Consider the following 25,156-nt stretch of genomic DNA (forward strand, 5'->3'; position numbering starts at 1 on the left):
AACCGACCAAAGCCCCTAGCGGCCCACGTTCGCCGAGGCCGATGCTGGCGCTGGAAGGTGGTGAGGTCGATGCCTCCACATTGCGATTCGATGGATGGTCCGGTGGTGGTCGCCGCTCGGCGCGCACTCGAGTCCGCCGCCGTCGACGAGGTGCTGCCCTACGTCCACGCCGACGGCGAAGCGGAGGTGCGCGACGCGTTCGAGCGCGCGCTCAAGGTGCGCGCGCTCGGCGACGAGGCGCGCGATGTCGCGGATCGCTGGTTCTTCGAGACCGCCGTCCGCGTGCACCGCGCCGGCGAGGGCGCGCCGTTCACCGGTCTCAAACCGGCGAGTCTCGATGTCGGGCCTGTGATTCCGGCCGCCGAGCGCGCGCTGGAGTCCGGCTCCGCCGACGAGCTCGTCGACGTGCTGTGCTCGGCGGTGCGCTCCGAAGTCCAGCAGCGTCACGGTACGGCCATGGCGCTCAAGGCGCATGCGGGCGAGGGTGTCAGCGCGGCCCGGTCGTACGTCGAATCGGCGCTGGGTCTACAGGTTTGGTCGCACCACGTCTACCGCCAGGTGATGGCCGAACCGCACTCCCACGGCGCTAAGAAGTGACGCCCAGCACCCGCATCGCGTTCTGCTTGTAGATCAGCGGAACCACGGCGGGGTCGATGTCGAGCGCCTCGAAGTCGCGTCGCCATCGGTCGATCTGGATGTACGGGAAGTCGGTGCCGAACAGCACCTTCGTGCGCAGCTGACGATTGGCCGCGTGCACCAGCTGCGGCGGGAAGTACTTCGGGCTCCAGCCGGACAGGTCGATGTAGACGTTCGCCTTGTGCGTCGCGACGGCGATCTGCGAATCCACCCACGGCACGGCCGGATGCGCCATCACGATCGTCAACTCACCGAAGTCGGCGGCGACGTCGTCGAGCAGCATCGGGTCCGAGTAGCGCAGCTTGATGCGGTGCCCGCCGGGCAGCCCGGACCCCATGCCGGTCTGTCCGGTGTGGAACAGCGCCGGCACACCGGCCTCGGCGATCGCCTCGTAGATGGGATAGAACCGGCGATCGTTCGGTTCGAAGGCCTGCATGCTGGGGTGGAACTTGAATCCCTTGACCCCGTAGTCGCGGACGAGTTCGTGCACGCGGTGCACGGCGCGACGCTCATGCCACGGGTCGACGCTGCCGAACGGGATCAGCACGTCGTTGTTGCGCGCCGCGCCGGCGACGAGATCCTCGATGGAGTTCGGCGCGTGCCGCATCGCGGTGCGCGCGTCGAGGGTGAACACCACCGCGGCGGTGTTGTGCCTGCGGTACAGGTCGGCGATCGCGTCCACGCCGGCCGTCGCGCCTGGCGGCATCTTGAAGTACTTCTCGGTCGCCTCGACGAGTTCGTCGGCGTAGGCCTTGTGCCCGTGGGCGTCGATCTCGACATGGGTGTGGATGTCGATAGCCGCGATGCGGTCGAAATCGATGCCGTAGGTGTATTTCTCGCCGCGTACCGTCACCTACGTGACGGTATATGCGCTGACCCTGTTGGACATCGCAAATCGCGGCGAGTACCTCGCCTACTCGAAGCGCTCCCCTCAAGAGGTGGCCAAGCAGGCGGACTCGAAGGACGCCCTCGACGGCTGCTGCAACGACCCCGACCTCGCCGACCTGCACGCGCATCGGGAGGACGGGTCGTCGTCGTACATCTGGCACCTGTTCGACCGCCTGGACGATCTGCGGCCGCTGCTCAAGCCTGTGTGACGGGAGATCCCTGTAATCGCTTGCTTGCCATCTGCTGGAGATCACTGGACTTGATCTTGGCGGTGCCGGTGAGCGCGACCTCGTCTTCGCGGAAGAACAGCACGCGGCGCGGCACTTTGTAACTGGCCAGGCGTTGAGCCAAGAACGTGCGGATCTCCTCGGCATTTAGACTCACGCCCTCATGCGGTACGACGCAGGAGACGACGATCTCGCCCAACGTCTCGTGCGGCACACCGACAGTCTGGGTCACTTTGACCCCGGCATACTGATTCAGTGTCTCGTCGACTTCACGCGGCGAGACGTTGGCGCCACCGGTCTTGATGATGTCGGTGAGCCTGCCCTCCCAGTACAGCCGCCCCTCGTCATCGAGGTACCCACCGTCGCCGGTGCACAGGAATCCTTCGGCGTCCAGGGTCTCGTCGAGCGGCGTGCCGACGTAGCCCAGCATCAACGTCGGTCCCTTCACGCAGATCTCCCCACGCTCGCCCCGCGCGACGATGCGCCCGGTCAGGGGATCCACGATCTTGAGGGTCACCCCTGGCAGCGGCACGCCACTGCTCCCGGCGTGGACCTCCGGCGGTGTGTTCGCGGGGTAATTCGTTGTGATCGTGAAGGTTTCGGTGTTGCCGTAGGCGTGGCCCGGCTCGAACCACTTGGTCGACACCGTCGGATGGCGCGCGACCGGCGTCTTGTAGTCGACGAATCGCATGCTGCTCAGATCGACCCTCGCCCAGTTGGTCGCGCCTTCGAGCTGCGCCCACTGATGCGGCCAGGCGAACGGGAAGTTCACGCGCTCGGCGGCCATCAACTCCAGCGCCTGGTCGGCGACGAAAGTGGGTTGCAGCACGAGAGCGCCGCCGGCGGCGAGCGTGGAGCCGAGCGACATGGCGAAGTTGCCGGACCAGAAAAAGCCGTTGGCGGACCAGCAGCGCACGTTGTCCTCCGGCCCGAATCGGTAGAGGCGCCGGAATCGCCACATCTGGATGCAGACACCGCGGTGTGCGCTCAGGATGCCCTTCGGCTTGCTCGTCGATCCTGACGAGAAGAACAGCAATGCGGCATCGCTGGGCTGAACTGCCGCGGCCGTCGCCTCGACCAGCTCCCGCGGCTCGTGCGCGCCCAGCGCCAGGAAGTCGTCCCATGTGTCGATACCGGGCGCGGGCTGTCCGATCATGAAGAGCCGGCGTAGGTACGGAAACCTCGCGGATTCAAGACCTCCGGGCGTCGCGCCGGTGATCGCCGGTTCGAGGTCGGTCAGCGCGGACGCGAAATCCTTTTGCAGCACGCTCCGCTCGAACAGCAGGATCGAGACGCAGGACGCCTGGAGGAGATGATCGAGCTCTGGGGCTGTCGAGAAGGTGCTCAGGGTGACGGCCACGCCACCGGCGATCGAGATGCCGAACACCGCCGAGATCCATTCGGGCCGGTTGGTCATCAGCACCCCGACGCGGGCGCCTTTGCCTACCCCGCATGCCCGCAGCGCCCGCGCCACCTCGGTTGCGCGGTCCCAGAGTTCGTCGTAGGTCCAGCGCGTGACGCCATCGGAGTCCGGGAACGCTATCGCCTCACGGTCGCGGTACATCGTCGTCACTTCGCGCAGAAATCCCGGCAGCGTGAGCGATCCGAGCCCCGGCTCCTCGGCGAGCGGCGGACCCGAGACAAGCGAGAGTGGTCGCGAGGCTTGAGTGACTGCTTCGCCGGCCATGCCTACACCAGAGGGAGTTCGACCTCGGCCGTGCACTTCACCAGCTCCTCGCCGTTCTGGTTTGTCAGGCGCAGCTTCACCGCGACGAGCGGCACACCCCACGTCGATTCGGCTTCCTTGCCGACGATCTCGGCATCGAAGTAGGTGACGTCACCCTCGAAGGCGGGATTGCGGAAGTCGGCCTTGGTGTGACGCACCAGGCCCTCGTGACCCGCCCAGTAGGCGAGGTAATCGGTACACCAGGCGCCCATCGTCGCGCCGTAGCCGTAGGCGCGGGCCATGCCGACCTCGCTTGCGCGGTCGGCGTCGATGTGGCCGCGGGACGGGCCGACGTAGAGTCCGTCGCGCTTGCGGGGGTCGATCATCGCGTCTTCCTCGTCGAAGGCGAAGTCCTTGCCCCAGCCGGGATCCTGGTAGACCCACGGATCCTCGACGCCCTCGGGTGCGACCCAGCGGAAGGTGCCCCAGATGTTGAAGAGGAACGCGCGGTACTCCGTGGTGAAGCTCGCGATGCTGTGCGGGCCGATCACCCTGCGCGGCAACGTGTCGCCGACCTTCACCTCGTCGAACCGTGGAGCAATGCCCGTGCGGTTGGACTCCAACCACTCGCGGCGCAGCCTGTCGACTTCCTCCAGCTCCTGCTGCGTCCAGCGTTTGATCTCTCCGAGCTGGCTTTCGAACATGCCGCGCTTGATGGCCTCTTCGTAGAGGTATCGGATGGCGGTCGAACGCTCGCGGGCCACCAGGGTCCCGTGCTGATTTCTGTGCACGGTGTCACCTCGCGAAAACATCGTCGGACCCGCGAATTTTGTTTCCACCACTTTGTAGTCGTGGAAACGGCGGTCCTGGAACAACTGATCACCCGGCCGGATCGGACAACCGTAGAACCACCACTCCTCCCCGCCGAAGATCAAGTGGCTGTTGGGGATATGGCCGACGCACGCGGGCGCGGCACCGTGGCCGTAGTCGAGAGCCACCGCGATCGACTGCGGAGCGACGAGGCCGCCGTACTTCGATTCGCGTGCGAACTTCTCGTCCCAGTGCAGCGGGTTCGGGTAGTCCATCGCCATGACCCACCGGCGGATGTCGGAGGAGCTGCAGGGGTCCCACAACTGGCCGCCGCCGATCGGTTTGCCGACGCGGTGATCGACGTCGCTCAGATCCAGTTCGACGCCTTGTGATTTCGCGGATTTCGCGGCCACCTGTAACTCCTGTCAGCGATTGACGTCGACGACGATGCGCCCCCGGACCTTGCCGTCCATGAGCCGGCCCGCGGCGTCGACCACGTCCGCCAGGCCGACCTCCTCGGCGATCGAATCGAGCACGGCCGGATCCAGGTCGGCTGAGAGGCGTTCCCAGGCGGCCATTCGCGGCTCCTTGGGCGCCATCACGCTGTCGATGCCGAGCAGCGCGACACCTCGCAGGATGAACGGGGCCACGCTCGCCGGGAAGTCCATACCCTGGGCCAGGCCGCACGCCGCGACGGCCCCCCGGTACCGGGTCTGGGCGCACGCGTTGGCGAGCGTGTGGCTGCCGACCGCGTCGACGACACCCGCCCAGCGTTCCTTCTGCAGGGGCTTGCCCTTGTCGGCGAACTCGGCGCGGTCCAATACCGTAGTGGCGCCCAACTGTTGGAGATAGTCGGACTCCGAGGACTTGCCGGTCGCCGCGGCGACTTGGAAACCGGCCTTGGCCAGCAGCGCGATCGCAATGCTGCCCACACCGCCGGTGGCGCCGGTCACCAGGACTTCGCCCTGGTCCGGACGCACCCCGTTGGCGACCAGCGCGTCGACACACAGGCTCGCCGTATAGCCTGCAGTGCCGATCGCCATCGCCTGCTTGGCGGTGAACTTCGACGGCAGGGGCACGAGCCAGTCGCCGTTGAGCCGGGCGCGCTGCGCGAAACCGCCCCAGTGCGTTTCGCCGACGCCCCAGCCGTTGAGCACGACGCGGTCACCGGCCTTCCAGTCCGCGTGCGAGCTCTCGGTGACCACGCCTGCGAGGTCGATACCGGGCACCATCGGGAAATTGCGGACTACCGGCGACTTGCCGGTGATGGCGAGGCCGTCCTTGAAGTTCAGCGTCGAGTACTCGACGTCGACGGTGACGTCACCCTCGGGAAGTTGAGATTCCTCGAGACTGGTGACCCCGACGTGCTGGCCATTGTCGTCCTTCTCGATGAGAAGCGCCGAAAACATATGTGTCTAGTTTCCTTTCACGATTGAGTCGCAGCCTCCGGCGCATAGCCCAGCGCGGCCTTGACTTCCAGGAACTCGTCAAAGGCGAAGTGGCCCCATTCGCGCCCGTTGCCGCTGCGCTTGTAGCCGCCGAACGGGGCGTTCATGTCGAAGCCGTGGTTGATCGCGACCGAGCCCGCCCGGATACGGCGTGCGACAGCGCGTGCCTTGTCCAGGTCTGCACCCGAAACATAGCCCGCCAGACCGTATTCGGTGTCGTTGGCGATCTCGAGCGCCTGGTCGAGGTCGTCGTAGCCGAGGATGCACAGCACCGGCCCGAAGATCTCCTCACGGGCGATGGTCATGTCGTTGGTGACGTTGGCGAACACTGTCGGCTTGACGTAGTAGCCCTTGTCCAGGCCGTCGGGTCGTCCGCAGCCGCCGACGGCGACAGTGGCGCCCTCGTCGATGCCCTTGGCGATCAGCCCCTGGATCTTGTCGAACTGCGCCTTGGACGCGACCGGGCCGATGGCGGTCTTGTCGTTCGGGTCGCCGACCTTGACCGCCCCCGCGGTCTCGCGCGCGATCGCGATGGCCTCATCCATCCGCGAGTTCGGCACCAGCATCCGCGACGGCGCATTGCAGCTCTGGCCGCTGTTCATCATCATCACCGACACGCCCGCCGCCACGCTCTTGGCGAAGTCGTCGTCGTCGAGCACGATGTTCGGGCTCTTGCCGCCGAGTTCCTGGGTGACGCGCTTGACGGTCAGCGCGGCGTTCTTCGCCACGTCGACCCCGGCCCGCGTCGACCCGGTGAACGACACCATGTCGATGTCGGGATGACTCGACAGCGCCGCGCCCACACCCGGACCGTCGCCGTACACCAGGTTGTAGACGCCGGCGGGAACGCCTGCGGCATCGATGATCTCGGTGAAGATCTGCGCCGAGTAGGGCGCCACCTCCGACGGCTTGAGGATCATCGTGCAACCGGTCGCCAGCGCGGGGTACACCTTGCAGGCGATCTGGTTGATCGGCCAGTTCCACGGCGTGATCAGGCCGCAGACCCCGATCGGCTCCTTGACCACCAGCGTGGCGCCGTGCTGCTCTTCGAACTCGAAGTTCTTCAGAGCGTCGATGGCCGTCGCCAGGTGACCCAGGCCGAGGTTGACCTGCGGGCCCGCCGCCAGCGAAGCGGGCGCGCCCATCTCCTCGGTCACCGCGTCGGCGAGGTCGCCGGCGCGCTTGGAGTATTCGCCCATGATGGCCTGCAGCACGTCGAGGCGCTCCTCGCGCGTGGTCTGCGACCAGGTGGCGAACGCCCGGCGCGCGGCCTGCACCGCGACGTCGACGTCGGCCGCGGACCCGATCGCAATCCTGCCGGACACCTCCTCGGTGGTCGGGTTGTCGACCTCCAGGCTGTTGGGCCGGATCGGGTCGACCCACTGGCCGTCGATATAGAACTTCAGATATTCACGCATGGCTCGAGCCTTCCCTATCGACGGCCACTACTGGGTACCTTCTGCATACCAGGTCCGAAACCGGTCGTACTTGGGCATCTCCTCGGAGTTGGCCTTCGGGTCGATGCACACGTGCACCACGCCGACTTTGCCGCTCGCGTAGGCGCGGGCGATCGCCGGGCCGATCTCGTCCTCCTTCTCGACGTACTCGCCGTGGCAGCCGAAGCCCTCGGCGACCTTGTCCATCCGGACGTCCTTGCTCCAGTGCACGCCGGGTTGCGGGGACGGCTGGGTGAAGGTGCGCTTGTACACGCCGACCTCCAGGCCCCACTGGTGGTCGACGCCCACCACGCACACCAGCGGCAGGTTCTGCCGGGCCGCCGTCTCCAACTCCGCAATGTGGAACAGGAAGGCCGAGTCGCTGGTCAGCAACATGACCGGACGCTTGCCGCCCTCGGCGACCGAGGCGCCGACGGCGTACGGCAGGCCGGTGCCGAGGTGACCGAAGTTCTGGTTCCAGATCACGTCGCGCGGCTTGGACTGCGAGTACGTCCACTGGAAGATCACGGTCGCGCCGCCGTCGCGGACCATGATGCCGTCCTCGAGCTCCTTGAACGCCTTGGTCGCCTCGACGACGTAGCGCGCCGGGTGGATCGGTGAACGCCCCGACGGTGCACTCTCGGCGAGTTGCGCGAGTTCCTCGGCGTCGGCCTTGACCAGGGTCTCGAGGTTGGGCGACGAGGTGCGCGGGGTGTCGCGTAGCGCCGCCACGAGTTGCGGCACCACGCCGCGCAGGTCGCCGACCAGCGGTACGTCGAAGGTGCGGTTGACACCGATGGCCGTCGGGTCCTGCTCGACGTAAACCCATTTGCGGTTGGCATCATTGCCGGCCCAGTGCTGGGTCCGGCCGTAGTGCATGGGCTCGCCGAGCTCCGTGCCCAGTGCGACGCACAGGTCCGATTCCTCGACTGCCCGGTTGGCGGCCGGAGAGAACAGGTAGGGGAACGTGCGCTCCTCCAACCCCGGGATGAACGACGTGCCGCCGGAGGTCTGGATGACCGGGCAGGCCATCAGCTCAGCCAGCTCCTTGACCTCCTGCTGGGTGCGGGAGGTGTGCACGCCGTGGCCGACGAGCAGGATCGGACTCTGCGCCTCGCGGATCAGCTTGGCGGCCTCGGCGACCTCCCGCTCCCCAGCGCCCTGGTTGACAAGGCGATACTTGTTCGGCGGCAACACTTCCGGAAGGTCGAGCTCTTCGAGGATCACGTGCGACGGAAACTCGACATAGGCCGGGCCCGGGGTGCCGGACATCGCGCGGCGGATCGCCTCGTGGATGATCTCGTCGGTCTGGTCGGCGTACTCGATGGAGCTGCTGTACTTGACCGACGGCGCGAACAAGCCCTCCTGCTGCACGAATTGGATCCGGCCGCGACGCACCCGGCGCTCGGTGATGCGTGCCCGCTGGCCGCCGAGGAAGATCACCGGCGAGTTCTCCACCAGTGCGCACATCATCGCCCCCGCGATATTCGCAACGCCCGGTCCCAGGGTTCCGATGCACAGACCCGGCTTGCCCGTCATTCGGGACGCCGCTTCGGCCATGAAGCCGGCACTGAGCTCGTGGTGCGGGGCGACGACCGACCAGCCGCGCGCCTCGGCCTCGGTGAACATGTGCACGAAGTTGGGATCCGGAATGCCGAACAGCGTGTTGACACCCTCGGCCTCGAAGAGGTCGAGAATGCGCTTGTAAACGGGTACGCCCACTGTGAAACTCCTTGTGTTGTCTATAGATAGCGTTGTGCTAGTCGTTGGCGATGGGCTGCCGGCGATCCGAACAGCGAACGGTTGAGCGTGGCGCGCTTGAGGTAGACGTGGATGCCGCTCTCCCACGTGTAGCCGATGCCGCCGTGCAGTTGCATGGCCTTGCCCGCGATGTCGACGGCCGCGGCGCAGGTGTGCGATTTCGCCATCGACGCCGCGGTTCCGGCGTCGGAGCGGTCATCGGCGATGGCCTGTGTCGCGGCGCTCACGAGTTGCCGGGACACGGCGATGCTGACGGCCATGTCCGCGCAGGCGTGTTTGACGGCCTGGAAGGAGCCGATCGGCCTGCCGAACTGGTGGCGCACCTTGGCGTAGCCGACGGTGGCGGACAGCATCGCCTCGGCCACCCCGAGGCTGTCGCAGGCGATCGCCACCGCGGCGCGGTCGAGCAGTCGCTGCACCGAGTTGTCGTCGGCGAAGGGCAGCGTCTCGGTGACGTGCGCGTCGGGCGGCACCGCGGCCAGCACGCGGGTCTCGTCGACGACCGGTTGCGCAGTGACGGTCGGGGTGGCCAGGCCGACGCCCTCCTCGGAGACGATCAGCACCTGATCGGCACCCTCGGCGTCGGGCACGAACGCGTACGGCTCGACCGCGACGGCCAGGCGGACCGCGCCACGGGCGACGTCGGCGAGCAGCCGGTCCCGAGTCTCGCTGCGCTGCAATGCGTTCAGCGCGCCGACGGCGAGCACAGCGCTGCCCAGGAAGCTGGTGGCGCTGGCTGCGCGCCCGAGTTCTTCGCAGATGACCGCGGTCTCGGCGAACGAGGCGCCCGCGCCGCCGAACCGCTCGGGCACCTCAAGTCCGACCCAGCCGGCGTCCACCAGGACCGGCCACTCCACGGTGCGGTCCTTGGCAAGCAGATCGCCTGCGACCGAGCGTAACTCGTCGTGGAACTCGGTGAACTCCGCGCCTTCTGGGGCCATCACACACTGCTCGGTTCCCGCGGCAGGCCGAGGCCCCGCTCGCCGATGATGGTGCGCTGGATCTCGCTGGCCCCACCGGGAATCGTCCACTCCCACGAGCCGATGAAGTCCAGCACCCAGGCCCCCGACTCCCAGCCGCTCGACATCGGCTTGGCCAACTCGGTCTGCGCCGCCAGCCCCCCGACCTCGGCGCCGAAGTCGGTCATCCGCTGCAGCAGTTCGCTGTAGTACAGCTTGACGATCGAGGCGTCCGCCGGACCCGTCGACCCGTTCTCGTGGTCTTCGACCACCTTCCGGCACAGGCCTCGCAGCCCGGTGATCTCGATCTCGAACTGCGCGAGCCGGTCGGCGACGACGGGGTCGTCGACGGGGGCGCTCTGCACCAGCCACCGGAACCCGGCATTGCCGAGGCGTTCGGCGAGTTCGAGCATCGTCATTCCGCGCTCGGCGCCCAGCGTGGCCTGCGCGACCTGCCATCCGGCATTCTCCTCGCCGATCAGGTTGGCTTCGGGGATCGCCACGTCGTTGAGGAAGATCTCGCAGAAGTGCGAGTCGCCGATCGCGTTGCGGATGGGCCGCACCTCGACGCCCGGCGTGGTCATGTCGAGCAGGAAGTACGAGATGCCAGCGCTTTTCCGGGCACCTGAGCGCTTCGGCGCATTCGGGTCGGTGCGGGCCAGCAGCAGGCACCAATCGGCGTGCATGGCGCCGCTGGCCCAGAGCTTCTGGCCGTTGACGATGTAGGTGTCGCCGTCGCGGCGCGCGGTGGTGCGCAGGCTTGCCAGGTCGGACCCGGCCTCGGGTTCGGAGAACCCCTGCACCCAGATCTCGCCGTCGAGGATGGCGGGCAGGTGCCGGCGGCGCTGTTCCTCGGTGCCCGCGACCAACAGGGTCGACGCCGCGTGGTGGATGCCGACGAACGCGAGCACCAGGCGCGGCGCATCGTGCGCCGCGAGTTCCTGGTACAACACCACCTGCTCGGCCACCGGGAGACCACCGCCCCACTCGGTGGGCCAGTGCGGCACCGCGAATCCGGCGCTGTGCAGTTCGGCGAACCACGCCTTCTGGAACGCGACGAACTGCTCGTCGCTCGTGCCGGTCTGGTCGGCGCGCCAGTCCTTCGGCACATGGGCGGCACACCAGTCGCGGACGTGTAGCCGAAACTCCTCCACGCTCACGCGTGCACCGCCGTTGCCCGCAGCCGGTCCATGACCTGCGCGACGGCCACCCCGTCGTCGAACGACGGCGCGATCCGCGTGCCGGTGCGCAGCGCCTCGGCGACCTCGGCGAAGAACGTGGCCAGCGCGGGCGGTGGTGACCGCCGCGGCGGTGGCGCGAACTCGGCCGTCTCCGGGTCGGCTCCGGCCAGTCGCACCACAAGCGTGGTGTCGGCCGTCAACTCGATGGTGCCCTCACTGCCGATCAGCGTGGCCGACGGCGGTGACGGCACCGCGGCGGCGAAGCCGGTGTCGTGGGTCGCGGTGCCGCCGTTGGCCATCGCGAACCAGGCCGAGTATGCGTCTTCGGCGGTCGCGCCGGGAAGGTCGGTGCGAGTCACGCCGCCGCAGTCGGCGATCTCGCTGCCGAACAGATGGCGGGTGAAGTCGATCAGGTGCGAGCCGTAGGCGCCGATCCAGCCGCCGCCGAGTTCGCGGTCGTTGATCCAGCCGGGCTTGCGCCCGCGCAGCCCGCTGCCGAAGAAGCTCCAACTCAGGTGGCGAGGGGTGCCGATCGCGCCGGCGTCGGCCAGCTCCTTGAGCCGTGCCCACGACTCGTTGAACCGGAACTCGAAGTTCAGGAAGTTCGGGATCCCGGCGTCACGCGCCTTGTCCCGCATGGCTACGGCTTCCTCGGCGTTGCGGCCGAAAGGCTTGTCGCACAGCACCGCGCGACCGTGCTCGATCGCGCGCATCACGTGCTGGAGGTGCAGGAACGGCGGTGAGTGCACCGAAACCAGGTCGACGTCCGAGGCCAGCGCCGTCTTGACCGCGGCCTCGTCGCGAGGGCTGACCACCTCGACGTCGAAGCCGAGGCCCGCGTAGGCGGGCGCGGCCGCGTGCTGGCCGAACCCGGTTCCGATCACCGCCACCCTCATGCGTACAAACCCGTCAGCCCGGCGCTGCCCGCCCTGCGGGTCAGCTCGTCGCGGGTCGCCGACAGCCCCAGCGGAAGCCGGCGCAGCGGCTGGCTGTAGCGCGACAGCCACGACAGGGTCGTCTCATCGCAGAATCCCACGGCGCCGTGAAGTTGGTGACACACCCGGAACACGACCTCGGCCGCCTCGATCGCCGACATTCGCAGTGCCAGCGCGTCGTTGAGCGCCTCGGCGCGGCCGGAGGCGATGCTCCACAGCGAGTACTTGGCGAGAATGTCGAGCCCGCTGCGCTCGACTTCGGCATCGGTCAGCTGGAACTGCACGCCCTGGAACGACGACAGCGGCTGCCCGAACTGCTTGCGCAGGCCGACGTGCGCGACGGTCAACTCGATCGCGCGGTCGAGCATGCCGAGCAGCGTCCAGCACGGCAACGCCAGCCCGAGTGCGACGTCCGCGGCGCCGGCGTCGTCGAGGTGCGACAGTGCCAGTTCAGTGACGAAGCCCGGGCTGGTTGGACCGTCTGCCGAGGCGGTGCTGCGCACACCGTCGAGAGTGACCGCGGTCCAGCGTCTTTCGATTCCGCCGACCGCGGCGGCGGGCCGTTTGCCCGCCACGACCAGCAGACCGTCGGTGCCGAGATCGACCGGCGCGGCGAGACGCTCGGCGATGGGATAGGGCGTCGCCCAGTATCCGGCGCTGCGGCACAGCGCCGCGGCGGCTTCCAGCCCGTCGGCGTCGGTGCGGGGATCGAGCTCCCATGCGCCGAGCCCCTCGAGGACCGGACCGACCAGCGACTCCCGGTCACCGGGCTTGGCCTCGGCCTGCTGCACCAACCCGTCGCCACCGGCCGCCTCGAACGCCCGGAGTGCCTGACGCCCATATTCTTTGGCGTCGTCGGACAGGTCAAGAATCATCTCGCTCACCGTGACACCGCCAGCAGAGCGCGGGACAGCAGGATGCGCTGCATCTCGATGCTGCCCGAGGATACGGTCGAGGCCTGCGAGTACTTCCAATGGTCCTCGACCTCGCCGAGGAACCACGCCGCCCTCGGGTCCTCGTGCGACACCTCGGCGGCGATGTCCATGAGCACCTCGGCGCTGTCCTGGTCCAGCTTCGTGACCGCGATGCGGTACGCGGCCGCGTCGCCGGGCTGGATGCGACCGCTGCTCTGCAGCGACACCACGCGGTAGGCCATCAATCGTGCCCGGCGGCAGTGCGTGAGCATCCGGATCCAGCGGCCGCGCAACTCCGGGGGCAGGTCGTCCCACCGCTCGCCGAGCACCGCGGGTGCCGCGGCCAGCAGGCGTTCACACCGCGCGTAGCGGGCGATGCCGACGCGCTCGAAGGCCATCACGTCCTGCACGATCGACCAACCGCCGTCGACGGTGCCGAGCACGTCGGCCTCGGTGACGCGCAGGTCGTCGAAGAAGACCTCGTTGAGGTGGTGCGGTCCCATCATGCACCGGATCGGCCGCACCTGGATCGCCGGATCGTCCATCGGCACAAGGAAGATCGTCAGCCCGTGCTGCTTCTTCTCACCCTTCGAGGTGCGGGCCAGCAGGAAGCACCACTGCGCCATCGTCGCGTACGACGTCCAGATCTTCTGCCCGCTGACCAGCCACCCGGCCGAGCCGTCCTGGGCATGGCGGGCGCTGGTGCGCAGGGACGCGAGATCGGAGCCGGCCTCGGGTTCCGAGAACCCCTGACACCAGATCACCTCACCGCGGGCGATCGGCGGCAGATGCTTGCGCTGCTGCGCCGCCGTGCCGTGCCGCATGATGATCGGACCGACCCAGTTGACGCCCATGTACTGGGCGCCGCGCGGTTCGTGGTGCGCCCACATCTCCTCGCGCACGACGGTCTGTTCCCACACCGACGCGCCGCCCCCACCGAACTCCTCGGGCCACGACAGGCACAGCAGTTCCCGCTCGGCCAGCAACCGGCAGAACCGCTGGGCGGTCTCCAGATCCTCGGGATTGTCGGTGAAGGCGCCGAGATAGTGCTCGGGCACATTGGCTTTCACCAGGTCGCGCAACTGGTGGCGCAGCTCGTCGGCCGTGCGGCCCATCTCGAAGTCCACGGCTACACCGGCTCCGCGTTGGCCGCACCGACACTACGGTTTCCGACGGATTCAGCCGGATTTCCGTCATGGACAGTAGTCTCGGCGCGCTCGGCGGCGGCGTCGAGCCCGAGTTCGGCGAGCACGTCGTCGGTGTCGGCGCCCAGCAGCGGGGCGGGCCCGGCCACCCGGCCGGGGGTGCGCGAGAACCACGTCGGCACACCGGGAAAGCGCACCGGGCCGTACGGGCTGTCGACGGTTTCGAATAGGCCGACCGCGTTGAGGTGGGGGTTGTCGAACAGCGCGTCAGGCGTGTTCAGCGGCGCCGCGGGGATCTCGAGTTCGCCGAACAGCGCCAGCCATTCGGCCGTGGTGCGCTCCTTCATCGTCTCGGCCAGCAGTCCGTACACCGCGTCGATGTTGTGCGCCCGCCGTTCGAGCGTCGCGTAGGTCTCGCTGTTCCACGCCGGCTGCACCGCGTCGATGAATGCGTTCCAGTGCTTGTCGTTGTAGATCAGCGCGGCGATGTGGCCGTCGCTGGTGCGGTACGGCCTGCGGTTGGGCGCCACCGTGCGCGGGTACACCGCGGGACCGAGCGGAGGGTCGAACATGGCGCCGTTGGCATGTTCGACCAGCATGAAGGACGCCATCGTCTCGAACATGGCGACCTCGACCTCCTGGCCTTCGCCGGTGCGCTCACGATGGAACAACGCCATCGTGGTGGCGTAAAGAGCGGTCAGCCCGGCCACTTTGTCGGCCATGATCGTGCCGACATAATCCGCTTCCCCGGTCAGTTGTTGCTGAACGGCGGGGATTCCGCATTCGGCCTGGATGGTGTCGTCGTAGGCCGGCCGGTCGCGCTCCGGCCCGCGGCGACCGTAGCCGTAGCAGTTCGTGTAGATGATCGACGGATTGATCGCGGCGACCTCGTCGTAACCGAACCCCAGTTTCGTGATGGCCTTGGCCCGCATGGAGTGGATGAACACGTCGGCGCGCTCGATCAGCCCCCGCATCGCGGCCCTGCCCGCGTCCGTCTGCAGGTCGAGCACGATGCTGCGCTTGCCGCGGTTGACGTTGACGAACACCCCACTCATGCCGGTGGCCGGGCCGACGGAGATGAACCGGGTGTTATCTCCTTGCGGCGGTTCGACTTTGATGACGTCGGCACCCATGTCGGCCATGATCTGCGTGCAGTACGGCCCCATCACCATCGCGGTGAGGTCGACGACGCGCACCCCGCTCAGCGGACCACTAGGCATGGGCCGCCCCCTTCTTGGCCATCGCGAAGCTGTACCTGATGTGGTCGCCGTGTCCGTCGGGCACCACGGGGAACACCACGGGGTCTGTCATGTCGCGGATGGCCGCCATGTGCTCACCGACGTCTTCGATCGACCACGACGGCTGGTATACGCCGGGCGATTCGGCGACGACGGCCCGCGCGATCCGGCCTGCCAGCGCAATCAGCACTTCGCCTGTGACCGAACACGATTCGTGCGAAAGCCAACCCACGGCGGGTGCCACCAGTTCCGGACCCATCGGCGGATAGGCGGAGGTGTCGATTCCGGCCGCCATCCGCGTGACCGCGGCGGGCACGATCACGTTGCTCGTGACACCGTGCGCGGCGCCCTCCATCGCGGCCACATTGGACAGGCCGATGACACCGGCCTTCGCGACCGCATAGTTGGCGACCTCGTGGTTGCCGTAGAGGCCGCCGATCGACGACGTCAGCACGATGCGGCCGTACCCGGCGTCGCACATCAGCGGGAACGCGGGACGCACGAGGTGGAATGCGCCGCGCAGGTGGACGTCGACGACGGCCTCGAAGTCCTCGTAGGTCATCTCCCTCAGCGAGGCGCGGCGCACGATCCCGGCGTTGTGGATCAAGATGTCGAGGCGTCCGTACTGCTCGACCGCGGTGTCGATGATCGCCTTGCCACCGGCGGGGCCGGCGACCGAGTCGGTGCATGCGACGGCTTCCCCACCCGCCGAGACGATCTCGCGCACGACCTCGTTGGCCGGTGTGGCCTCGGCATCGGGCGGCGGGTGGGAGGGATCCAGGTCGCCGGTGATGCTGCCGCCGAGGTCGTTGACCACGACCTTCGCGCCGCGCTCCGCAAGCAGCAGCGCGTACGAGCGGCCCAGTCCCCTGCCGCCACCGGTGACGACCGCGACCCGGCCGTCGAATCTCATGTCAGGCATGCGACGAGGTCACGTCGTCAACTCCAGGCCATCCAGGTCACCCTTGTCGCGCCACTCGGTCAGCAGATCGTCGAACGCGTAGAACCCGGCCATGAAGTAATCGCCGAGGAACGACCTCACACCTTCGCCGAAACCGTTGCCCTCGTTGTTGTAATAGCCGGGCGTGCAGGACAGATCGAACGCCGACGTGTCCATCGCGTACTCCCGGATGGTGTTCGCCCACGACTCTTGGGCCTCCTGGCTCGGCTCGACGGTCGTCGCCTTACGCTTGACGGCCTCGGCGATGATGTAGGCGATGTGCTCGGCCTGCTGCTCGAACATCGCCGTGGTGTTGGCCGAAACGCCGCCCTGGATGAACCCGGTGTGGAACTGGTTCGGAAATCCACGGCTCGTCATGCCGTGCAGTGTCTTGTAGCCCGCCCGCCAGTGGTCGAACAGGGAGAGCCCGTCACGGCCTTCGATGGCATCGATCGCGTACCGGCGGCTGATCTCAGTGGAGATCTCGAATCCGCTGGCGAAGATCACGCAGTCGACCTCGTACTCGACTCCGTTGGCGACGATTCCGTTCTCCGTCAGCCTTTCGACGCCCTTGCACTCCGCGACGTCGACGAGCGTGACGTTCGGCCGGTTGAAGGTCGGCAGGTACTCGTCGCTGCTGCACGGCCGCTTGCACATGAACCGGTAATAGGGCTTGAGCGCTTCGGCCGTATCCGGGTCCTCGACGAGCTCGGCGACCCGGCGGCGGAGCCGCTCCATGACCTTGTAATCTTCCTCCTCCCGGATGGCCATCACCTGTTCGATCGTCAGCGATGCGGGATCCGGGCTGGCGGCGATCCGGGCGGTCGTGTTGCGGCCCAGCTCGGTCCAGAAGTCGCAGACCTGGTCGGCGGCGTCGAAGACCACCCCCTCGAACGGCGACCAGCGATGGAAGTTGCGCTTGCGCTCTTCCTGCCAGCCGGGCTGCAGGGAGGCGGCCCACCGCGGATCCGTCGGCTCGTTGCCCCGCATGTCCACCGAGGACGGGGTCCGCTGAAATACGTACAGCTGTTGGGCGTCTCGTCCCAGATGCGGGACCAGCTGCACCCCGGTCGCCCCGGTCCCGACCAGGGCGACGCGCTTGTCGTGCAGCTTGTGCAGACCACCGTTGGCGTCGCCGCCGGTGTAGTCGTAGTCCCACCGTGCCGAGTGGAAGATGTGGCCCTTGAAGTCCCTGACCCCCGGGATGCCGGGCAGCTTGGGCCGGTTGTAGGAGCCCTGTGCCATGACCACGAAGCGCGCGCGGATGTCGTCGCCGCGGTCGGTCTGCAGATGCCAGCGGTTGACCGCATCGTCCCAGCGGACCGTGCGCACCTGAGTGGAGAAGATCGCACCGTCGTACAACCCGAAGTGCTTGCCGATGTTGCGGCAGTGCTCGAAGATCTCGGCACCGTCGGCGTACTTCTTGCTCGGCATGAAATCGAGCTCTTCGAGCATCGGGATGTAACAGTATGCGTCGTTGTCGCACTGAATTCCGGGGAAGCGGTTCCAGTACCACACGCCGCCGAAGTCGCCGGCCATCTCGATGATGTGCACATCGTCGACGCCCGCCTTCTTGAGGTAGGCGCCGGCCAGCAGGCCGGCGATGCCGCCGCCGAGCACCGCCACCTCGATGTCCTCGTTGATCGGTGTGCGCGGCGTCACCGGGGTGTGCGGGTCGACCTCTGCGAACTCCGCGAAATCGCCTGTGAGTTCGAGGTATTGCGCCGACCCGTCGGTGCGCAACCGCTTCGTGCGCTCGTGCTCGTACTTCTCGCGCAGCGCGTCGATGTCGACGTCGTCGGGCGTATCGGTCGGCCCGCAGGGGGTGCTGGACACTGGATCGAGAAGAGTCACTTACGAAAGCTCCTGTGGTTCGCCGGTCCCCATGTATTTGGACAACTGGTAGTGCAGGTTTACGGTGCTGCGTTCGCGGTACGGATTGGGTTTGGTGCCGGAGAAGCCCAGCGACTTCATGCCCTGCTGCACCGCGGCCATGTTCGAGAAGTCCTGCGGCAGAACGGATAACCAGTTCGGGCTCTCCTTCGGGGTGTACTGCCACTCCGTCTGCGGCTCCTGGCCCTTCGGGTACAGCTCCAGGGTGGCGACCTCGAAGATGCACTTGTTCGGGTCGTAGCTCGGGTGCGGCCGCGCGCTGTAGCACAGCGCGCTGGTCAGGCCCTGGCCGATCTGGAAGTTCGGGAAGAGCTGCCAGGCGGTGCCGCTCTGACCGAGGATGTCCGGCGGGATCGTCGGCCAGATGACCCCGCGGGCCTCGTCGTCGCGACGCGCCGACGCCAGCCAGTGCTGCAGCACCTTGTCGGCGGGAGTGCCCTCGGGCAGTTCGTCGACCAGTCGCTTCGCCGCGTTGACCAGCGTCTCGGTGGTGGTCGCGTTGGTCTGCTCCCAGGTGTACATCTGCATCTCCGCGGTGGAGACGCGCGCGTCGTCCCCGGTGCCGAGCCGGATCTTGGACTTCGTCTCGTCCATGCCCTTGGGCGCGTCGTAGCCGATGTTGCTGTGCTTGCCCTGCGCCTTCGCCCAGCCCTTGAACTCGCCGAACTTGTTGAACTCCGGGTGGGTGGTGAACACGTGGTAGGTCTCGTTGAACGCCTCCAGCGCGACCTTCCAGTTGCAGTCGAAGTACAGCCACTTGCGCCACTTGTAGCGCATGTTCTCCAGCCCGAACGGGTCGAGGATCTTCGCGGCGGGAAAGAGGTAGTCCGCCAGCGGCTCACAGTCGGGGTCCATGTTGATGAACAACCAACCGCCCCAGGTGTCGACCTGAACGGGTACTAGGTGGGTGTTCTGCGGGGTGAGCGCGCCTTTCCAGTCGTCCTGTTCGCGGATGTGGGTGCAGGCGCCGTCCAAACCGTATGTCCAGCCGTGGAATCCGCACACCAATGACTTCCGCGCCCGTCCGACGGCGTTCTTCGCGCCGTCGGGGGTGTCGACCAGGCGGCGGCCGCGGTGCATGCACACGTTGTGATGCGCGGCGAACGCCTCCCCTGTTTCGCCGGGTCCGGTGCGCACGACGATGATCGAGTCGTCGAGGATGTCGTAGGTCAGGTAGCTGCCGACCTCGGGGATCTCCTCGACGCGGCCGACCTGCTGCCAGACCTTGCGCCACAGCTTGTCGCGCTCCGCGCGGGCGTACACCTCGGAGATGTAGGCGTCCACGCTGATCGTCATGGGCGAGGACAACTCTTCGGCAATCTCTTCCGCCGGAATCCCGGGCTTGTTTTCCAGATCGGTCATCACATTTCTCCTAGTAACGCTTGATGGCGCTGCGGAAGGTCTCGTCCTTGAGGAACAGCGAGGTGTTGTCGTCGCCGAGGTGCGTCCACTTCAGGTTCAGGCCGCCGTCGACGAGCAGCGTCTGCCCCGTGACGTAGCTCGAAAGATCGGACAGCAGAAACAGAATCGCGCCGGCCTGCTCCTCGGGGCGGCCGCGTCTGCCCATCGCGATCGCGGTGCGGTCGCGGCCGGGATCGGTGTCGACGTAGGCGCGCGAGGCCGCGGTCTCGGTGACTCCGGGTGCGACGGCGTTGACGCGGATGCCGTCCAGCGCGAGTTCCACCGCCATCGTCCTGGTCATCGCGGCCACCGCGGCCTTCGCGGTGCCGTATGCGATGTGGAACGGCGCGGTGTTCATGCCGCTGATCGACGAGAGCGACACGATCGAACCGGGGTTGCCGTGTCCCCGGATCTCGGCCGCGACGGCCTGGCTCATGAAGAACGCGGTTTCGAGGTTCGCGGTGAACAGCGACCGCCAGTCCTCGCGCGTGACCCGCGTGGAGGGCATCCACGTCGACGGCGCCGCGCCCCCCGCGATGTTGACCAGACCGTATAGGTCGCCGTCGGTGCACCGCACCTGATCCATCACCGTCGCGATGCCCTCGTCGGTCGACGCATCGGCGGCCACGGACACGACGGACAGCCCGCGCTCGGCCAACGGGCCGACGTGCTCGTCGAGGTTCTGCTTCGACCGGCTCACGGCGACGACCGTGGCACCGGCCTCTGCGGCCATCCGCGTCACGGTGGTGCCGATTCCGCCGCCACCGGCCCCCGACACCACGACGATGCGGCCGTCCAGCCTCAACAGATCGGGCATGCTATTTGTCCGGACAACATATGGTGCTCTGCATATTGCAGAACACTATTCCGCAGGCCGATTCGGCCCGTCAAGGTCCGACCCCTAGATTCTCGACGCTATTGTCTGGACTAGGACAGCTTGATAACGTCCGAGTTCATGACGCACTCCGCGACGGACGCACTGCCGCAGACCCGCTACATCGGGCCGGAACCGGTCGTTGCGCAGGGCTGGCGGCTCGAGCGTCTGACCGCGCCCAGCCGTCTGTTCGGCGCGAACGGCCTCCGCACCGGCCCCGACGGTCGCGTCTACGTCGCACAGGTGACGGGCAGCCAGATCAGCGCGCTCGACCTCAAGAGTGGCCGCCTCGAGACGGTCAGCGCCAAGGGCGGGGCGATCATCGCGCCCGACGACGTCGCGTTCGACGCGGCCGGCAACCTGTATGCCACCGAGGTGATGGACGGGCGGGTGAGCGTGCGGGACGCCGACGGCCGGACCCGGGTGCTGCGCGACGACCTGCCGTGCGCGAACGGCATCACCGTCCATCAGGACCGGTTGTTCGTCAACGAATGCCGCGAGGGCGGCCGGCTGATGGAACTCGACAGGGACAGCGGTGACTTGCGGGTGCTGGCCGACAACCTGCCGTCGCCGAACGCGATGGAGGTCGGCCCGGACGGGTTGCTGTACTACCCGCTGATGACCGCCAACGAGATCTGGCGGTTAGATCCGGACCCCAACAAGCACAGCGAACCCGAGCGGGTGACGGCCGATCTCGGCGTGCCCGACGCGGTGAAGTTCGACCCGCAGGGCCATCTGGTGTCGACGCAGGTGGCCAGCGGGCAAGTGGTGCGCGTGGACCCCCGCAGCGGCGACAAGACGATTCTGGCACAACTGAATCCGGGGCTGGACAACCTGACCTTCGTGGGCGACCGGTTGTTCGTGTCGAACTTCACCGGCGAGATCACCGAGATCCTCGGCGGTGGCGAGACCCGCACCGTGCTCGCGGGTGGGTTGAACTGGCCGCTGGACCTGGCGGTCGGCGACGACGGCATCCTCTACGTCGCCGACGGCACGTACTTCTACGCGGTCGGCGCCGACGGGTCGCTGCGGACCGTGGGCATGTTGTTCACCCCCGGGTATCCGGGCTTCCTGCGCGGACTGGCGCCCGCCGGGGCCGGCACCTGGGTGGTCGCCACCTCGGGCGGTCAGGTGGCCCGCTATCGACCCGCTGACGGCGAAACCGACTATCTGGCAGACGGATTCGACCAGCTTTACGGTGTCGCGGTCGGACCCGGCGAGGAGATCGTGTTCGCCGAACTCGGCACCGGCCGGGTGCACTCGCTGCGGTCCGGTCATGCCGAGGTCCTGGCCTCCGGCCTGCGGGAGCCCGTCGGCGTCGCGTTCGGTCCGGACGGCCCCCTGGTGGCGGAGTCGGGCGCGGGGCGGGTCGTAGCCCTGACCGGCGGAGTCCAGACCGTGGTCGACGGCCTGCACCGCCCGCAGGGCCTCGCGGTCGCCGACGGTTTGCTCTACATCGTCGACGCCGGCGCCAAGGAGGTCGTCGCGGTCGACCTGCACACCGGTTCGCGCAGCACCATCGCCTCCGGCCTGCCCGTCGGCCCGCCGCCCGGGGTGGAACCCAAGCCGCTCAAGGGAATGCCGCCGTTCTCCGGTCCGCAGGGTCCGTTCGCGGGCATCGCGGTCGGAGGTGACGGCGCGTTGTATGTGTCGGCCGACGGCGAGGGCAGCGTGCTGGCGATACGGCGATCATGACCGTCAGCCCGACCGATCACCGCTACCTGCAGGTGGCGCGCACGCTGCGCAAGGAGATCGTCGACGGGGTGTATCCGGTGGGCTCCCAATTGCCCACCGAGCAGCAGTTGTGTGAGCGGTTCGAGGTCAGCCGGTACACCATCCGCGAGGCGTTGCGCCGACTGCGCGATGACAACCTCGTCGCGTCGCGTCCCCGCGCCGGCACGCTGGTGGTGCCCCGACCCTCTGCGAATTCCTATGTGCAGGACGTGGTGTCGATCAACGACCTGCTGGCGTTCGCGTCGGGCGCCCAGCTGACCATCGAGTCCACCGCGATGGTCACCGTGGACGACGCGCTCGCCGAGCGGACCAATCTCGAGCCCGGATCGCAGTGGCTGGCCGTGCGGGGACAGCGACAGAGCGACGGCGGCGATGCGCCGGTCTGCACGACGGAGTACTACATCAACCGGGCGTTCGCCGCCGTCGGCCGGCTGCTGCAGCGCCATTCCGGGCCCATCTTCCCGCTGATCGAGGATCTGTTCGGGGTGAGCGTCGTCGAGGTACACCAGGAGATCTCGGCGATCTCGGCGTCCCCGGAACTCGCGGACGTGCTCAAGGTTCGGCCGGGCAGCGCCGCACTCGAGATGCGGCGGACCTACACGACCTCCGACGGCGAGGTCGCTCAGGTGACCATCAACACGCACCCGTCGTCGCGGTACCGGCACTCGATGACCATGCGCCGGGTGAAGGGCTAGCGCGTGCGGGTCGACGAGGTCCGTGCGGCCGACGCCTACCGCCGAGGGCTGTGGGTCTCCGAGACGCTGCCCGACTCGCTGCGCGACGCGGCGCGGGCGACTCCGGGTCGGATCATCCTGGTGGACGGCGATGTTCGCCTCGACTGCGGTGGCCTACACGACCGGGCCGTGGTGCTGGCGCAAGCCCTGATGGCGCGGATGCCCCCGGGCAGCGTGGTGTCGTTCATGTTGCCGAACTGGCACGAGGCCGCGGTCATCTATCTCGGGGCGACGCTGGCCGGCATGGTGGTGAACCCCATCCTGCCGTCGCTGCGGGATCACGAGCTGACGTTCATCCTGTCCGACGCCGACTGCCGCGCGATCTTCGTGCCGTCGGCGTTCGGCAAGCACGACTACGTCGCGATGCTCGACCGGGTCACCGCCGCCATGGCGTCCCCGCCCGAGGTCGTGGTGCTGCGCGGCGAAGTCGGTGCGCACACCCCGTACGAGTCGCTGTTCACCGGCGGGGGTACGGCGGTGCTGCCGGTGCTGAACGCCGATTCGGTGCGGATGATCCTTTACACGTCGGGGACGACCGGACGGCCCAAAGGCGTTCTGCACACGCATAACTCGATCCACGCGTTGATCCGGCAGATCGGCGCGCACTGGCGCGTCGCGCCCGGCGACCACTTCCTGGTGCCGTCACCGATCGCCCACATCGGCGGGTCGATCTACGCGTTCGAATGTCCCCTGCTCCTGGGCAGTACCGCCGTGCTGATGGAGCGCTGGGACGCCGATACCGCCGTGTCGCTGATGCTCGCCGAGCGCATCACGCACATGGCCGGGGCAACGCCGTTTCTCGACGGCCTGCTCGCCGCGGCCGAACGCGCCGGCACCCGGCTGCCGGATCTCAAGGTGTTCATCTGCGGCGGTGCCTCGGTCCCGCCATCGTTGATACGAAGGGCTGCAGGCTATTTCGAGACAGCAGCGGTTTCGCGGGTGTACGGGTCGACGGAGGTGCCGGTGACGACGGTCGGTTCGCTGGACGACGTCGAGCACGCGGCAGACACCGACGGCAGACCCGGCATCGCCGACGTCGCGGTGGTCGACGGGGAGATCCGCGCCCGCGGCCCGCAGATGCTCGTCGGCTATCTGCATCCGGATGACGAGACGACGGCCTTCGACGGCGAGGGCTTCTTCTGCACCGGCGATCTCGGGCGCTGGGTCGACGACGGATACCTGGTGGTCAGCGGGCGCGCCAAGGACATCATCATCCGCAACGGCGAGAACATCTCCCCCAAGGAGGTCGAGGACATCCTCATCGGGCATCCGGGCATCGCGGAGATCGCTGTCGTCGGGGTGCCCGACGAGCGCACCGGCGAGCGGGCCTGCGCCGTCGTCGTGCCGTGCGGACAGTCGGCGCCCGATGTGGCCGCGATGCGTGCCCTGTTGGAGGACCACGGGGTCGCACGGTTCAAGGCACCCGAGCGGGTCGAGGTCTGGGAGGCGTTACCCAAGAACGACGCAGGGAAAGTCTTGAAACATCGCATAAGGGCGACACTGATCGGGATGGATGGTTGACATGACGACCGCGGACGCGACGAGCAAGTCGACTCAGGTGGCGATCGTGACCGGTGCCAGCAGCGGCATCGGATTCGGTTGTGCGACCAAGCTGGCCGAGGCCGGCATGGCGGTGCTCGGCACGGGCCGCGACGAGGAGCGGCTCGCGGAACTGGAGAATGCGATCGGCGATCCGGCCCGGGTGGCGACGATTGCCGTCGACCTGACCGCGGACGACGCGCCGCACCGCATCGTGCAGGCCGCACTGGACCGCTGGGGCCGAATCGACTTCCTGGTCAACAACGCCGGAGTCGGTAGTCCCAAGCCGCTGCACGAGACCGACGACGAATCTCTCGACTATTTCCTGGGTTTGATGTTGCGGGCGCCGTTCCGGTTGGCGCGCGACGTGATCCCGCATATGCAGCCGGGGTCGGCGATCATCAACGTCACGTCCACGTTCGCCGTCGTCGGCGGGCTGCGTGGCGGGGCGTATTCGGCGGCCAAGGGTGGGTTGACGTCGCTCACCAGGCATATCGCCTGCCAGTACGGACCGCAGGGCATCCGGTGCAACGCCGTCGCCCCGGGGGTGACCCTCACCCCCATGGTGGCCACCCGGCTGGAAGACGAGCGGTTCCGCAAGATCAACACCGAGATGACGCCGTACCCGCGACTGGGTGAGGTCGACGACATCGCGAGCACGGTGGCGTTCCTGTGTTCGGACGGTGCGAGTTTCATCAACGGCCAGGAGATCGTGGTCGACGGCGGGTGGAGTTCGACCAAGTACCTCTCGGACTTCGCGCTCAACTCCGACTGGGTGGCGCGGCGATGAGCGCTCG

22 protein-coding genes are annotated in these 25,156 nt (G+C 67.8%); 6 read left to right on the forward strand and 16 right to left on the reverse strand.

Annotated elements, in window-relative coordinates; translation table 11 throughout:
- The first annotated feature begins 90 nt into the window (after positions 1–90).
- Positions 91–597 (forward strand): DUF6448 family protein, encoded by a 507-nt coding sequence (locus tag ABGB19_RS06965; RefSeq protein WP_347685145.1) that lies wholly within the window; start codon positions 91–93, stop codon positions 595–597.
- Here ABGB19_RS06965 and ABGB19_RS06970 read toward each other — a convergent pair.
- Positions 587–1,489 (reverse strand): amidohydrolase family protein, encoded by a 903-nt coding sequence (locus tag ABGB19_RS06970; protein WP_347685146.1) that lies wholly within the window; start codon positions 1,487–1,489, stop codon positions 587–589. The genes ABGB19_RS06965 and ABGB19_RS06970 overlap by 11 nt on opposite strands.
- 4 nt (positions 1,490–1,493) lie before the next feature.
- Here ABGB19_RS06970 and ABGB19_RS06975 point away from each other — a divergent pair, with 4 nt between their 5' ends.
- Positions 1,494–1,733 carry a DUF1330 domain-containing protein gene (locus ABGB19_RS06975; protein ID WP_347685147.1) on the forward strand — a complete coding sequence of 80 codons (240 nt, stop codon included), beginning with the start codon at positions 1,494–1,496 and terminating at the stop codon, positions 1,731–1,733.
- On the opposite strand, the gene ABGB19_RS06980 is transcribed toward ABGB19_RS06975, so the two are convergent.
- From ABGB19_RS06980 to ABGB19_RS07050, 15 genes are read right to left on the reverse strand one after another with little or no spacing between them, the layout of a single operon-like run.
- Positions 1,720–3,438 carry a class I adenylate-forming enzyme family protein gene (locus tag ABGB19_RS06980; RefSeq protein WP_347685148.1) on the reverse strand — a complete coding sequence of 573 codons (1,719 nt, stop codon included), beginning with the start codon at positions 3,436–3,438 and terminating at the stop codon, positions 1,720–1,722. The two genes, ABGB19_RS06975 and ABGB19_RS06980, sit on opposite strands and share 14 nt — an antisense overlap.
- A 2-nt stretch (positions 3,439–3,440) precedes the next feature.
- Complete coding sequence (locus tag ABGB19_RS06985) at positions 3,441–4,640, reverse strand: MaoC family dehydratase N-terminal domain-containing protein (RefSeq protein WP_347685149.1); 1,200 nt, start codon at positions 4,638–4,640, stop codon at positions 3,441–3,443.
- Positions 4,641–4,652: 12 nt separating this feature from the next.
- Positions 4,653–5,636: an MDR family oxidoreductase gene (locus ABGB19_RS06990; protein WP_347685150.1), complete on the reverse strand. Its 984-nt coding sequence runs from the start codon at positions 5,634–5,636 to the stop codon at positions 4,653–4,655.
- 17 nt (positions 5,637–5,653) lie between these two features.
- The gene (locus ABGB19_RS06995; protein WP_347685151.1) at positions 5,654–7,093 is read right to left on the reverse strand and encodes an aldehyde dehydrogenase family protein; all 1,440 of its coding nucleotides are present in this window, start codon (positions 7,091–7,093) and stop codon (positions 5,654–5,656) included.
- A 27-nt stretch (positions 7,094–7,120) separates the two neighbouring features.
- A complete protein-coding gene (locus tag ABGB19_RS07000; protein WP_347685152.1) occupies positions 7,121–8,833 on the reverse strand; it encodes a thiamine pyrophosphate-binding protein in 1,713 nt (570 codons plus the stop codon).
- A 20-nt stretch (positions 8,834–8,853) separates the two neighbouring features.
- Positions 8,854–9,813 carry an acyl-CoA dehydrogenase family protein gene (locus ABGB19_RS07005; RefSeq protein WP_347685153.1) on the reverse strand — a complete coding sequence of 320 codons (960 nt, stop codon included), beginning with the start codon at positions 9,811–9,813 and terminating at the stop codon, positions 8,854–8,856.
- On the reverse strand, positions 9,813–10,991 hold the full coding sequence (locus ABGB19_RS07010; RefSeq protein WP_347685154.1) for an acyl-CoA dehydrogenase family protein: 1,179 nt from the start codon (positions 10,989–10,991) through the stop codon (positions 9,813–9,815). The genes ABGB19_RS07005 and ABGB19_RS07010 overlap by 1 nt, the downstream gene beginning before the upstream one ends.
- Complete coding sequence (locus ABGB19_RS07015; protein ID WP_347685155.1) at positions 10,988–11,908, reverse strand: Gfo/Idh/MocA family oxidoreductase; 921 nt, start codon at positions 11,906–11,908, stop codon at positions 10,988–10,990. The genes ABGB19_RS07010 and ABGB19_RS07015 overlap by 4 nt, the downstream gene beginning before the upstream one ends.
- Complete coding sequence (locus ABGB19_RS07020; protein ID WP_347685156.1) at positions 11,905–12,822, reverse strand: acyl-CoA dehydrogenase family protein; 918 nt, start codon at positions 12,820–12,822, stop codon at positions 11,905–11,907. Before ABGB19_RS07020 ends, ABGB19_RS07015 begins: the two co-directional genes overlap by 4 nt.
- Before the next feature lie 5 nt (positions 12,823–12,827).
- Entirely contained in the window at positions 12,828–13,988 is a 1,161-nt protein-coding gene (locus ABGB19_RS07025) for an acyl-CoA dehydrogenase family protein (protein WP_347685157.1), read from the reverse strand.
- Between the two features lie 2 nt (positions 13,989–13,990).
- A complete protein-coding gene (locus ABGB19_RS07030) occupies positions 13,991–15,226 on the reverse strand; it encodes a CoA transferase (RefSeq protein ID WP_347685158.1) in 1,236 nt (411 codons plus the stop codon).
- On the reverse strand, positions 15,219–16,166 hold the full coding sequence (locus ABGB19_RS07035) for an SDR family NAD(P)-dependent oxidoreductase (RefSeq protein WP_347685159.1): 948 nt from the start codon (positions 16,164–16,166) through the stop codon (positions 15,219–15,221). The genes ABGB19_RS07030 and ABGB19_RS07035 overlap by 8 nt, the downstream gene beginning before the upstream one ends.
- Before the next feature lie 9 nt (positions 16,167–16,175).
- Positions 16,176–18,020 carry an NAD(P)/FAD-dependent oxidoreductase gene (locus ABGB19_RS07040; RefSeq protein WP_347685160.1) on the reverse strand — a complete coding sequence of 615 codons (1,845 nt, stop codon included), beginning with the start codon at positions 18,018–18,020 and terminating at the stop codon, positions 16,176–16,178.
- A gap of 18 nt (positions 18,021–18,038) precedes the next feature.
- Positions 18,039–19,439, reverse strand: a complete 1,401-nt coding sequence (locus tag ABGB19_RS07045) for an aromatic ring-hydroxylating dioxygenase subunit alpha (RefSeq protein WP_347685161.1) — start codon at positions 19,437–19,439, stop codon at positions 18,039–18,041.
- Positions 19,440–19,449: 10 nt separating this feature from the next.
- Positions 19,450–20,295, reverse strand: a complete 846-nt coding sequence (locus ABGB19_RS07050; RefSeq protein ID WP_347685162.1) for an SDR family oxidoreductase — start codon at positions 20,293–20,295, stop codon at positions 19,450–19,452.
- 138 nt (positions 20,296–20,433) lie between these two features.
- Between ABGB19_RS07050 and ABGB19_RS07055 the strand changes: the two genes are divergently transcribed.
- The 4 genes from ABGB19_RS07055 to ABGB19_RS07070 are packed head-to-tail and all read left to right on the forward strand — an operon-like array spanning position 20,434 to position 25,149.
- Positions 20,434–22,047 carry an SMP-30/gluconolactonase/LRE family protein gene (locus ABGB19_RS07055; protein ID WP_347685163.1) on the forward strand — a complete coding sequence of 538 codons (1,614 nt, stop codon included), beginning with the start codon at positions 20,434–20,436 and terminating at the stop codon, positions 22,045–22,047.
- On the forward strand, positions 22,044–22,781 hold the full coding sequence (locus ABGB19_RS07060; protein ID WP_347685164.1) for a GntR family transcriptional regulator: 738 nt from the start codon (positions 22,044–22,046) through the stop codon (positions 22,779–22,781). Before ABGB19_RS07055 ends, ABGB19_RS07060 begins: the two co-directional genes overlap by 4 nt.
- 3 nt (positions 22,782–22,784) lie before the next feature.
- Positions 22,785–24,341, forward strand: a complete 1,557-nt coding sequence (locus ABGB19_RS07065) for an AMP-binding protein (protein ID WP_347685165.1) — start codon at positions 22,785–22,787, stop codon at positions 24,339–24,341.
- A 1-nt stretch (position 24,342) separates the two neighbouring features.
- Entirely contained in the window at positions 24,343–25,149 is an 807-nt protein-coding gene (locus tag ABGB19_RS07070) for an SDR family oxidoreductase (RefSeq protein WP_347685166.1), read from the forward strand.
- The last annotated feature ends 7 nt before the right edge of the window (positions 25,150–25,156 follow it).

It is taken from the genome of Mycobacterium sp. B14F4 (genome assembly GCF_039871645.1).
In the GTDB taxonomy this organism is placed as follows: Bacteria; Actinomycetota; Actinomycetes; order Mycobacteriales; family Mycobacteriaceae; genus Mycobacterium.

Coding starts and splice junctions, on each gene's coding strand:
- ABGB19_RS06965 (WP_347685145.1), top strand. CDS start 91: ATGGATGGTCCGGTGGTGGTCGCCGCTCGGCGCGCACTCGAGTCCGCC.
- ABGB19_RS06980 (WP_347685148.1), bottom strand. CDS start 3,438: ATGGCCGGCGAAGCAGTCACTCAAGCCTCGCGACCACTCTCGCTTGTC.
- ABGB19_RS06990 (WP_347685150.1), bottom strand. CDS start 5,636: ATGTTTTCGGCGCTTCTCATCGAGAAGGACGACAATGGCCAGCACGTC.
- ABGB19_RS06995 (WP_347685151.1), bottom strand. CDS start 7,093: ATGCGTGAATATCTGAAGTTCTATATCGACGGCCAGTGGGTCGACCCG.
- ABGB19_RS07005 (WP_347685153.1), bottom strand. CDS start 9,813: ATGGCCCCAGAAGGCGCGGAGTTCACCGAGTTCCACGACGAGTTACGC.
- ABGB19_RS07015 (WP_347685155.1), bottom strand. CDS start 11,908: ATGAGGGTGGCGGTGATCGGAACCGGGTTCGGCCAGCACGCGGCCGCG.
- ABGB19_RS07020 (WP_347685156.1), bottom strand. CDS start 12,822: ATGATTCTTGACCTGTCCGACGACGCCAAAGAATATGGGCGTCAGGCA.
- ABGB19_RS07030 (WP_347685158.1), bottom strand. CDS start 15,226: ATGCCTAGTGGTCCGCTGAGCGGGGTGCGCGTCGTCGACCTCACCGCG.
- ABGB19_RS07035 (WP_347685159.1), bottom strand. CDS start 16,166: ATGCCTGACATGAGATTCGACGGCCGGGTCGCGGTCGTCACCGGTGGC.
- ABGB19_RS07045 (WP_347685161.1), bottom strand. CDS start 19,439: ATGACCGATCTGGAAAACAAGCCCGGGATTCCGGCGGAAGAGATTGCC.
- ABGB19_RS07050 (WP_347685162.1), bottom strand. CDS start 20,295: ATGCCCGATCTGTTGAGGCTGGACGGCCGCATCGTCGTGGTGTCGGGG.
- ABGB19_RS07055 (WP_347685163.1), top strand. CDS start 20,434: ATGACGCACTCCGCGACGGACGCACTGCCGCAGACCCGCTACATCGGG.
- ABGB19_RS07060 (WP_347685164.1), top strand. CDS start 22,044: ATGACCGTCAGCCCGACCGATCACCGCTACCTGCAGGTGGCGCGCACG.
- ABGB19_RS07070 (WP_347685166.1), top strand. CDS start 24,343: ATGACGACCGCGGACGCGACGAGCAAGTCGACTCAGGTGGCGATCGTG.